7 protein-coding genes are annotated in these 11,584 nt (G+C 55.3%); 2 read left to right on the top strand and 5 right to left on the bottom strand.

Going from position 1 to position 11,584, the window contains the following annotated elements; genetic code table 11:
• Positions 1-12: 12 nt before the first annotated feature.
• Positions 13-2,103 (bottom strand): 4-alpha-glucanotransferase, encoded by a 2,091-nt coding sequence (gene malQ, locus DFO56_RS21525; RefSeq protein WP_045507815.1) that lies wholly within the window; start codon positions 2,101-2,103, stop codon positions 13-15.
• Between the two features lie 9 nt (positions 2,104-2,112).
• Positions 2,113-4,506, bottom strand: a complete 2,394-nt coding sequence (gene malP / locus DFO56_RS21530; RefSeq protein WP_045507812.1) for a maltodextrin phosphorylase — start codon at positions 4,504-4,506, stop codon at positions 2,113-2,115.
• 605 nt (positions 4,507-5,111) lie between these two features.
• On the opposite strand from malP, the gene malT reads away from it, so the two are divergent.
• Positions 5,112-7,817 carry an HTH-type transcriptional regulator MalT gene (gene malT, locus DFO56_RS21540; RefSeq protein ID WP_045507809.1) on the top strand — a complete coding sequence of 902 codons (2,706 nt, stop codon included), beginning with the start codon at positions 5,112-5,114 and terminating at the stop codon, positions 7,815-7,817.
• Between the two features lie 18 nt (positions 7,818-7,835).
• Here the strand turns inward: malT and DFO56_RS21545 are convergent, their stop codons facing one another.
• From DFO56_RS21545 to glpE, 3 genes are read right to left on the bottom strand one after another with little or no spacing between them, the layout of a single operon-like run.
• A complete protein-coding gene (locus DFO56_RS21545) occupies positions 7,836-8,594 on the bottom strand; it encodes a DeoR/GlpR family transcriptional regulator (protein WP_017459542.1) in 759 nt (252 codons plus the stop codon).
• 17 nt (positions 8,595-8,611) lie between these two features.
• Positions 8,612-9,442 (bottom strand): rhomboid family intramembrane serine protease GlpG, encoded by an 831-nt coding sequence (glpG, locus tag DFO56_RS21550; protein WP_045507806.1) that lies wholly within the window; start codon positions 9,440-9,442, stop codon positions 8,612-8,614.
• Between the two features lie 57 nt (positions 9,443-9,499).
• Positions 9,500-9,829: a thiosulfate sulfurtransferase GlpE gene (gene glpE / locus DFO56_RS21555; RefSeq protein ID WP_017459544.1), complete on the bottom strand. Its 330-nt coding sequence runs from the start codon at positions 9,827-9,829 to the stop codon at positions 9,500-9,502.
• 189 nt (positions 9,830-10,018) lie between these two features.
• Between glpE and glpD the strand changes: the two genes are divergently transcribed.
• Complete coding sequence (gene glpD / locus DFO56_RS21560) at positions 10,019-11,524, top strand: glycerol-3-phosphate dehydrogenase (protein ID WP_020455567.1); 1,506 nt, start codon at positions 10,019-10,021, stop codon at positions 11,522-11,524.
• The last annotated feature ends 60 nt before the right edge of the window (positions 11,525-11,584 follow it).

Genomic DNA, 11,584 nt, shown 5'->3' on the forward strand with positions numbered 1-11,584 from the left:
ACCGGGCCTTTTTTATTTCCGCTTTGCCGCCGCTTTACGGCGTCGATCGAGGTCTTTTAATAACTTATTGACCTTTTCATCGGCAAACATCGCCTCCAGCGACACCGCCAGCTTCCGCCGCCAGTTTTTATACTGATAACTGGTGCCCGGAATATTCACCGGCCCGGCCATATCCAGCCAGTCTTCCGGTTGCAGCCCCAACAGCGCACTGTTGCTGTCGGCGATATAACGCTGCATCCCACGGTTAAGTACCGACGTCATTGGCATACGCGACGCTTTATGTCCGGCCCGCTGCGGCAAACAACCGTACTGATGAAGCGCATCAAGCAGCCCCTGTTTCGCCAGTTCGCGATCCTGATACAACCCGCGCAAAACCACTTCATCCGGATAGAGCCCCAGCGTTTTACCGAGCGTCAAATCGCCGCTTTCCCAGTAGCCACGCAGGGTAGGAAGATCGTGCGTTGTCGCCACCGCCATTGACTGTTGCGGGTACGCCTGCGGCGCGCGGAACGTTTTTTCATGATCGTTTTCGAAGTAGAGCACTTTGTAAGAGTACACACCGCTGCTGCGCAGTTTACCGACGATCTCCACCGGTACGGTTCCCAGATCTTCACCAATCACCATGCACTGATGACGCTGGCTTTCCAGCGCGAGAATGGCGAGCAGGTCATCGACCGGGTACTGCACATACGCGCCGTGATCGGCCGTTTCACCATACGGGATCCACCACAGACGCAGCATCGACATCACATGATCAATCCGCAGCGCACCGCAGTTTTTCATATTGGCACGCAGCAGATCGATAAATGGCGCATAAGCGCGGGCGTGGATCACATGCGGATCCATCGGCGGCAAGCCCCAGTTTTGCCCCAACGGGCCGAGAATATCCGGCGGTGCGCCAACGGATGCTTTCAGGCAATACAACTCGCGATCGCACCAGGTTTCTGCGCCACCTTCCGCCACACCCACGGCCAGGTCGCGGTACAAACCAATCGGCATCGCGTAACCCTGGCTGGTTTGCCAGCATTCGGCGAACTGGGTGTAAGCCAGCCATTGCAGCCAGAGGTAGAAATTGACCTCATCCTCATGCTCTTTGCAGAACGCTTTCACCTGCGGGCTGTTCGTATTCTGATACCCTTCCGGCCACACCGGCCAGCCCCAGCGCAGCACATCTTCTTTCACCTGATTAGCATGAATCGCATCGAACGCCGCCTGCCAGTAAAGGCTCTCGCCTTCCTGCAGCACAAAACGCTGGAACGCCACAGCCTGTTCATCGCTCTGCGCACGCTGGCGAAAGCGCTGCCACGCCATGCGCAATGCCTCCAGTTTCAGCGCAGTGACGGTGGCGTAATCCACCCATTGTGCATCGCGGGCGGCCTGTAGCGTTTCGCGCGTGGTGGGTAAATTCCACCACGCCTGCGCCTCTTCGCTGTCGCGGAAATCCGCCACCGCATTGACATCGATATAGATAACATTCAACCAGCGGCGCGATGATGGGCTGTACGGGCTGGCGCTTTCCGGGTTCGCCGGATAGAGCGCATGAATCGGGTTAAGCCCGATAAACGCACCGCCACGGCTGGCCACCTCGCCGAGCATCTTTTTCAGATCGCCGAAATCGCCAATCCCCCAGTTACTCTCAGAACGCAGGGTGTAAAGCTGCACACAGGCACCCCACAGTTTCTTACCGTCGAGCAGCGCCTGAGGTTCATAACACCGCGCCGGCGCGATGATCACCCGGCACTGCCAGTGTTGATTTTTCTGCGTCACGCTCAGCGTGTGATAACCCAGCGCCAGGCCAGCTGGCAGCGGCAAATTCGCCCCACCGCGCACCTCGCCCTGGTACTGCTTGCCCGTTTCCGTGGTGAGTTGCCACTGGAAATCACCTTGACCAACAACCGGCAGCACCTTTTTCTTGCCATGGATAAACACCTGTACCACGGGCACTGGCGGCGCACTGGTCGCCACCGCAGGCGCCGGATGCATCGCATCCAGCAAACGCTGCTTGGTTTTCACGGTAATGGATTGCGGTTTACCGTGCGCATTGATGTAGTTCGGGCTGATCCCCGCCGCCAGCGCGGCCTGTTCCAGACGTTTATTCTCCATCACCCTTCCTTAGCGTTTCGCCTGCCAGATACGGGTTTGATAATCGCGGATCGAACGGTCGGAGCTGAACATACCGCAGCGCGCGGTGTTCAGGATTGCAGCACGCGTCCAGGCTTCCTGGTCACGGTAGAGCACATCGACACGTTTTTGCGCGGCTACGTAATCGGCGAAATCCGCCAGCACCAGATACGGGTCGCCGCCCTGCTTGCCGAGACTGTGCAGCATCTGGTCGAAGGCATGTTTATCGCCATCGCTGTATTTACCGCTTTCCAGCTCTTTCAGTACCGCATCAAGTTGCTTGTCTTTTTTGCGCCACTTCAGCGGGTCGTAACCTTTCGCTTTCAGCGCTTTCACCTGCTCAACGGTGTTACCGAAGATAAAGATATTCTCCTCGCCCACCTGTTCGGCAATCTCGACGTTGGCACCGTCCAGCGTACCGACGGTTAACGCGCCATTCAGTGCCAGCTTCATGTTGCCGGTGCCGGAGGCTTCTTTACCGGCCGTGGAGATCTGCTCGGAAACATCCGCCGCCGGAATCAATTTTTCCGCCGCCGATACACAATAATCCGGCAGGAAAACGACCTTCAGCTTGTCGCCAATGCTGGCGTCGTTATTAATCACTTCCGCCACTTTATTAATGGCATAGATAATGTTTTTCGCCAGGTAGTAACCCGGCGCGGCCTTCGCACCAAACAGGAACACGCGCGGTACGCGGTCAGCTTGCGGGTTTTCGCGGATCTCTTTATACAGCGCGATAATATGCAGCAAACCAAGATGCTGGCGTTTGTACTCATGCAAACGCTTGATTTGGATATCAAACAGCGCGTGCGGATTGATTTCGATGCCGGTACGCGCTTTCACAAACGCCGCCAGTTGTTGTTTGTTGTGCTGTTTTATCTCGCGGTACTGTTTACGGAACGCCGCGTCGTCGGCGTATTTCTCCAGGTTAATCAACTGGTCGAGATCGTTGGCCCACTCTTTTTTCAGCGTCTTATCAAGCAACGCGGCCAGCTGCGGGTTGCACTGTTTGATCCAGCGGCGCGGAGTGATGCCATTGGTGACGTTATGGAATTTGCCCGGCCACAACTGGTGGTATTCCGGGAACAGATCTTTTACCACCAGATCCGAGTGCAGCGCCGCAACGCCGTTGACCGCGAAACCGCCAACCACGCACAGGTTCGCCATGCGGACTTGCTTGTGATGCACTACCGCAAGTTTTTCCCACACCGCTTTGTCGCCCGGCCAGGTTTTCTCGACCAGCACTTTAAATTTGTCGTTGATCTGCTTGATGATTTGCATATGGCGCGGCAGCAGCGCTTTCACCAGCGTTTCGTCCCAGCGCTCCAGCGCTTCTGGCATCAACGTATGGTTGGTATAGGCGAAAGTGCGGCTGGTGATCGCCCACGCATCATCCCAGCTCAGCTGATGTTCATCGATCAGCACACGCAGCAGCTCCGGTATGGCGATGGTCGGGTGCGTATCGTTGAGTTGAATGACTTCATAGTCCGGCAGTTGCGCCAGCTTGCGTCCGGCCAGGTGATGGCGGCGCAAAATATCGGCCACCGAGCAGGCACACTGGAAATATTGCTGCATCAGACGCAGCTTTTTGCCTGCCTGATGGTTGTCATTCGGGTAGAGCACTTTGGTAAGTTTTTCCGCATCAATACCCGTTTGTTCGGCACGCAGGAAATCACCATCGTTAAATTTAGTGAGATTAAACGGATGCGCGTGGGTCGCCTGCCACAGACGCAGCGGCTGAGTGACACCATTGCGATAACCGATAACCGGCAGATCCCAGGCTTCGCCTACAATCGTGAAAGCCGGTTGCCAGTGGCCTTCTTTGCTGACTTTCCCGCCAATGCCCACCTGCACATCTAATTGCTCGTTATGGCTAAACCACGGATAGCTACGGCGATGCCAGTCGTCCGGCGCTTCGTGTTGTTGCCCGTCAACAAAAGACTGGCGGAACAAGCCGTATTGATAGTTCAGACCGTAACCAGTGGCCGACTGACCAACGGTGGCCATCGAATCGAGGAAACAGGCCGCCAGGCGCCCTAAACCACCGTTGCCGAGCGCTGGATCGATCTCCTCTTCCAGCAGGTCGGTGAGGTTGATGTTGTGGTGTTGCAGCACCTCGCCAACGTCCTGATACCAGCCCAGATTCAACAAGTTGTTGCCGGTCAGGCGACCAATCAAAAACTCCATGGAGATATAGTTGACGTGGCGCTGATTTTTCGCCGTTTTCGGTGCGGACTGCGCCGCCAGCAATTCCGCCAGCGCACCGCTGACCGCTTGCCACCACTGACGGGTTGTCATGTCGCTCGCGGCCTGAACCCCAAAACGCTGCCACTGGCGCGTAAGAGCCGTTTCAAATTCCGCTTTATTAAACGTTGGCTTTGACATAAAGAATCCGGGTCCTGTAATGAAGTAAATCGACGTTTGCGCTAGTGTGCCTGGCTCAACAGGTGACTTCCTCATCCTGCCAGGGATTAGCCGGGGAGGAGTAGCGGGGATGAGCGAAAAGTGTGATCGCCGCCACCTAAAGGTAGCGTCTTTTTTGAACATTACTCAATCAAAAAAGCAGCAACAGCAGATGAGAAATTCCGCATGCGGGCAGGAAAAATGAAATGTCGTTTCGGAGAGAATAACTATTGCTGACCGGTGAAAATTTAGCGAAATAATATTTCGCTGAGCGGAATTGTTCGTTTTTTGCTATTTGTGCGTTTATGTCAGCCAATGTCTTAATATTTCTAATAAAGACCTTATAGTTGCCAATAGTATTTAATAACCCGGTCTGCATCGCCCGCCAGTCCTGGCTCCCCCTCTTTTGCCATTATTGTGCTTTCTTTATTCACGACATAAATAGAAATGTGACATGGTGCAAATTCACAATCGCCAGATTCGGACATAACTTGCAATATTTCTTCATCTGGCCGACCTTATTACTATTAATTACGAAGCGCAAAAAAAATCGTCCCCTCCGTTTTTCGCACAGTGAAGTGATAACTATGTTGATTCCGTCCAAATTAAGTCGCCCGGTTCGTCTCGACCACACGGTGGTGCGGGAACGGCTGCTGGCTAAACTTTCCGGCGCCAACAATTATCGGCTTGCGCTGGTAACCAGCCCTGCGGGTTACGGCAAAACCACGCTCATTTCGCAGTGGGCGGCAGGTAAGAACGACGTTGGCTGGTATTCGCTGGATGAAGGAGACAACCAGCAAGAACGCTTTGCCAGTTATTTTATCGCCGCCATCCAGCAGGCGACGGGCGGGCACTGCGTCAGCAGTGAAGTGATGGCGCAAAAGCGCCAGTACGCCAGCCTGCCGTCACTCTTTTCACAGCTGTTTATTGAGCTGACCGAATGGCAGCGCCCGTTGTATCTGGTGATTGATGATTACCACCTCGTCACCAACCCGGTCATTCACGATGCGATGCGCTTTTTCTTACGCCATCAGCCAGAAAACCTGACGCTGATTGTGCTGTCACGCAACTTGCCGCAGTTAGGCATCGCGAATCTTCGTGTGCGCGAGCAGTTGCTGGAAATTGGCAGCCACCAGCTTGCCTTTACCCACCAGGAAGCCAAACAGTTCTTTGACTGTCGCCTGACCTCCCCTATTGAAGCGGCAGAGAGCAGCCGCCTGTGCGACGACGTGGCCGGCTGGGCAACGGCGCTCCAGCTTATCGCGCTTTCTGCCCGGCAAAATCACAGCGCACCGCACCAGTCTGCGCGCCGTCTGGCGGGCATTAACGCCAGCCATCTTTCGGATTATCTGGTTGATGAAGTGCTGGATAATGTCGATGTTGATACCCGTCATTTCCTGCTGAAAAGCGCGCTGCTGCGTTCGATGAACGATGCGCTGATTGTGCGCGTGACCGGCGAAGAGAACGGGCAGATGCGGCTGGAAGAGATTGAGCGCCAGGGCCTGTTCCTGCAACGGATGGACGATTCCGGCGAATGGTTTAGCTACCATCCGCTGTTTGGCAACTTCCTGCGCCAGCGCTGCCAGTGGGAACTGGCGACAGAGTTACCGGATATTCACCGCGCGGCAGCGGAAAGCTGGATGGCACAAGGCTTCCCGAGCGAAGCTATTCACCATGCGCTGGCGGCGGGCGATGGCATTATGCTGCGCGATATTCTGCTGCATCACGCCTGGGGGCTATTCAACCACAGCGAGCTGAGCGTGCTGGAAGAGTCGCTGAAAGCGCTGCCGTGGGAAAGCCTGCTGGAAAACCCTCGCCTGGTGCTGTTACAAGCCTGGCTGATGCAAAGCCAGCACCGTTACAGCGAAGTGAACACCCTGCTGGCGCGCGCCGAACAGGAGATGACCACGCAAATGGACGCCTCGCTGCATGGCGATTTCAACGCGTTGCGCGCGCAGGTCGCCATCAACGATGGTGATCCGGTGGAAGCCGAACGGCTGGCGATGGTGGCGCTCGAAGAGTTGCCGCTGGCAAATTACTACAGCCGCATTGTGGCCACCTCGGTTCACGGCGAAGTGCTGCACTGCAAAGGCGAGTTAACTAATTCGCTGTCGGTTATGCAGCAAACCGAGCAGATGGCGCGTCGCCACGATGTCTGGCACTACGCGTTGTGGAGCCTTATTCAGCAAAGCGAAATTCTGTTCGCCCAGGGCTTCCTGCAAGCGGCCTGGGAGATGCAAGAGAAGGCTTTCACGCTTATCCGTGAGCAGCATCTTGAACAACTGCCGATGCATGAATTTTTACTGCGCATCCGCGCGCAACTATTGTGGGCGTGGGCGCGGCTGGACGAGTCCGAAGCGGCGGCACGCCAGGGCATGGAGGTGCTTTCCGCCCTGCAACCGCAGCAGCAGTTGCAGTGTCTGGCGTTGCTGGTGCAAAACTCGCTGGCGCGTGGCGATCTCGATAATGCCCGTAGCCACCTGCACCGGCTGGAAAACTTGCTCGGCAATGGTCAGTACCATAGCGACTGGGTGTCGAACGCCGACAAAGTGCGGGTGATCTACTGGCAAATGACCGGCGATAAAAAAGCGGCGGCTCAATGGCTGCGCCAGACGCCTAAACCAGAATTTGCCAATAACCACTTCCTGCAAAGCCAGTGGCGTAATATTGCCCGCGCGCAAATCCTGCTTGGTGATTTCGACCCGGCTGAGATGGTGCTTGAAGAGCTAAACGAAAACGCGCGCAGTCTGCGTCTGATGAGTGATATCAACCGCAACCTGTTGCTGTTGAACCAGCTTTACTGGCAGGCGGGACGTAAAAATGACGCGCAGCGGGTGTTGCTGGAGGCCTTACAACTGGCTAACCGCACCGGATTTATCAGCCACTTCGTGATTGAAGGTGAAGCGATGGCGCAGCAGTTGCGTCAGTTAATTCAGCTCAACACGCTGCCGGAGCTGGATCAGCACCGCGCCCAGCGCATTCTGCGCGACATTAATCAGCATCATCGGCATAAATTCGCGCATTTTGACGAGAACTTTGTCGAAAGGCTGCTAACTCACCCGGAAGTACCGGAACTGATCCGCACCAGCCCGCTGACCCAGCGCGAATGGCAGGTGCTGGGGCTGATTTATTCTGGCTACAGTAATGAACAGATTGCGGGCGAACTGGCTGTCGCGGCGACGACCATTAAAACCCATATCCGCAACCTCTATCAGAAACTCGGCGTCGCCCATCGCCAGGATGCGGTTCAGCATGCGCAGCAGTTGCTGAAGATCATGGGCTACGGAGTGTAAAAACCGCCGCAAGGCGGTTTAGCACAGCTCCAGTTGCACGTTGTTGCTGGTAATCACCTGCACCACGCTGGCGGGGGGCATGGTATCGGTGTAAACCGCGTCCACCATGCTAATACTGCCCATATTGACCATCGCGTTGCGGCCAAACTTCGAGTGATCCACCACCAGCATCACATGGCGCGAGTTTTCAATAATCGCCCGTTTGGTGCGCACTTCATGGTAATCAAACTCCAGCAATGAGCCATCGGCATCAATGCCGCTAATACCGAGGATGCCGAAATCGAGGCGGAATTGAGAGATAAAATCGAGCGTCGCCTCGCCCACAATCCCGCCGTCCCGGCTGCGTAACTCACCGCCCGCCAGAATCACCCGGAAATCGTCTTTTTTCATTAATGTATTGGCGACGTTCAGGTTGTTGGTGACGATGCGTAAATCACTGTGGTTGAGCAGCGCATGGGCGACCGCTTCCGGCGTGGTGCCGATATCAATAAACAGCGTGGCGCCGTTGGGAATCTGTTCCGCCACTTTGCGGGCGATACGCTCTTTTTCCGCCGTTTGTGTCGCTTTGCGATCGTGCCAGGAGGTGTTTTCCGAGCTCGATGGCAGCGCCGCGCCGCCGTGATGACGCAAAATTTTATTTTGATCCGCCAGATCGTTCAGATCGCGGCGAATCGTTTGTGGACTAACGGAAAATTGCTCGACTAACTCTTCGGTACTGACGTATCCCTGCTGTTTAACCAGTTCAATAATTGCGTCATGACGCTGTGTTTGTTTCATGAATTGTCCCTGGATAATTATGTTCGTTTTCGCACATTTTTCGTGTCGACCAGCGCCATCGCCAGCCCAATCACCATCCCCGCCGTGTGCGCGCCGTTAGCAATCGCGAAACCGGTCAAACCGAACCACTCCGCCACCATCAGCACAACGGTGAAGATAAACAATCCGTTAGGTAACGCAATCTGCGATTCCGGGTCACGTAAACCGCGCAGCCAGACATAGCCAATCAGCGCATAAACCACGCCGGATAAGCCGCCAAACCACGGACCAGTAAGCTGGTGCTGCACAAAACCGCTCAATAAAGCGCTAATGAGGGTAATGACCACCAGTTTTCCGGTGCCCAGACGTTTTTCAACCACGCCGCCAAGATACCACCACCAGAAAAGGTTGAAGATGATATGCACCAGCGAAAAGTGCATTACCGCATGGGTAAAGTAGCGCCAGACTTCAAACTGCACGCTTGCGTCCCACGGCCAGGCAAGCCACATCATCACCGTTTGATCGCCGATGATGCTCATCATCACAAACACCACGACGCACAGCGCCGACATCAGCAACGTTAATGGCCCGCCGCGCTCACGCAGCGCCGCCCGCAGCGGAAAGCGGCGATAGTGCAAGCCGCTATCGATTTGCCCGGATTGCCAGCTCGCCGCCAGATAACGCGGGTCGCCGGGGTTTTCCATAAAACGCGCCAGTTCGCTGCGCACGCGCTCCGCCTGGCTTTCATCTGCCAGCCAGACATCGCTTTGCTGATGGTGTTGAAGGGTGAGGATCACACCCTGGGTCTGCATATAGTCAACAAACGCCTGGGCGACGCGAGGGTTGGAAAAAGAGGTAATCATCAACATGGCAGGCGTCGTTTAGTCCCTACAAAAAAGACAGTATACCGAAGACGAGCGCAATGCCTACAGCGCGCCGTGCATCACTTCAGACGGAAAGTGGCGATGCCAGGCGTCGAAACCGCCGTCCACGCTGTAGACCTGATCGTAGCCCTGCTGCAATAAATATTGCGCAGCGCCTTTACTGCTGTTGCCGTGATAGCACATCACCATCACCGGCGTTTCGAAGTCGTTATCACGCATAAACGCGCCCAGCGTGTCGTTGGTGAGATGAAACGCGCCTGGCGTATGCCCCATCGCAAAGCTCTGCGGGTCGCGAATATCCACCAGTACGGCCTGCTGCTGGTGCAATTTTTGGTGGGCTTCTTCTACGTTAATACACTCAAAGTGATCCATGACGTTCTCTTAATTGACACAGTTAATGGCTATCCTGCCGTCAAGTGTACGTCGTGACAGCGGGTTAGCGCCATTATGTTATGCATATCACTCTAAATTGTTTTTTTGATGTTACCAAAAGCGCGTTCCTTTGCTATTATGAGCGATATCGAACATTTTTGAGCTATAACGAAAGTGCATGAGGACAGCATGGAAACCAAAGATCTGATTGTGATAGGCGGGGGCATTAATGGTGCCGGTATCGCGGTTGACGCCGCAGGGCGTGGTTTGTCCGTGCTGATGCTGGAAGCACAGGATCTCGCCTGCGCGACATCCAGCAACAGCTCCAAATTGATTCACGGCGGCCTGCGCTACCTTGAACACTACGAATTCCGCCTGGTGAGCGAAGCGCTGGCCGAACGCGAAGTGCTGCTTAAAATGGCACCACACATCGCTTTCCCGATGCGTTTTCGTCTGCCGCACCGCCCGCACCTGCGCCCGGCGTGGATGATTCGTATTGGTCTGTTTATGTACGATCATCTGGGTAAACGCACCAGTTTGCCTGCATCGCGCGGTTTGCGTTTTGGCGCAGAATCGGTGCTGAAACCGGAAATCGTGCGCGGTTTCGAATATTCTGACTGCTGGGTGGACGATGCGCGTCTGGTACTCGCCAATGCGCAGATGGTGGAACAAAAAGGCGGTAAAGTGATGACCCGCACCCGCGCCACCAGCGCACGCCGTGAAAATGGCATGTGGATTGTTGAAGCGGAAGATATCGACACCGGAGAAAAATTCAGCTGGCAGGCGCGCGGTCTGGTTAACGCCACCGGCCCGTGGGTGAAAGAGTTCTTTGATGACGGTATGCATCTGCCATCCCCCTACGGCATCCGTCTGATCAAAGGCAGCCATATTGTGGTGCCGCGAGCACACGCGCAAAAACAGGCGTATATCCTGCAAAACGAAGATAAGCGTATTGTCTTTGTGATTCCGTGGATGGATGAGTTTTCGATTATCGGCACCACGGACGTGGAGTATAAAGGCGATCCGAAGCACGTGGAGATCGACGAAAACGAGATCAACTACCTGCTGAAAGTCTATAACGGTCACTTCAAGAAACAGCTAAGCCGCGAGGATATTGTCTGGACTTACTCCGGCGTACGCCCGCTGTGCGATGACGAATCCGATTCGCCGCAGGCTATCACGCGTGACTACACGCTGGATATTCACGACGAAAACGGCAAAGCACCGCTGCTCTCCGTGTTTGGCGGCAAGTTGACCACTTACCGCAAGCTGGCCGAACACGCGCTGGAAAAACTGACGCCGTACTACAAAGGTATTGGTCCGGCATGGACGAAAAGCTGTGTGTTACCAGGCGGGGATATTGCGGGCGATCGCGATGATTACGCCGCCAAATTGCGCCGCCGTTATCCATTTATCAGCGAATCGCTGGCGCGCCACTATGCCCGCACTTACGGCAGCAACAGCGAGCTGATACTGGCAAATGCCACCAGCCTGGAAGCGTTAGGCGAGCATTTCGGCCACGAACTGTATGAAGCCGAATTGCGTTACCTGGTCGAACACGAATGGGTCAGACGCCTGGACGACGCGATCTGGCGTCGTACCAAACTCGGCATGTGGCTGAATGCGGAAGAGCAGTCGCGCGTGGCGCAATGGTTAACGCGTCATCATAAAACGGAACTGTCGCTGGCGTCGTAACAGAATCCGCTTCTCCCCAGCGGGAGAGCGGCATTGCAAGAGAAGAAACCTCTCCCAACC

Origin of the sequence: Kosakonia sp. AG348 (genome assembly GCF_003337365.1) — a bacterium.
Taxonomy (GTDB): Bacteria; Pseudomonadota; Gammaproteobacteria; order Enterobacterales; family Enterobacteriaceae; genus Kosakonia.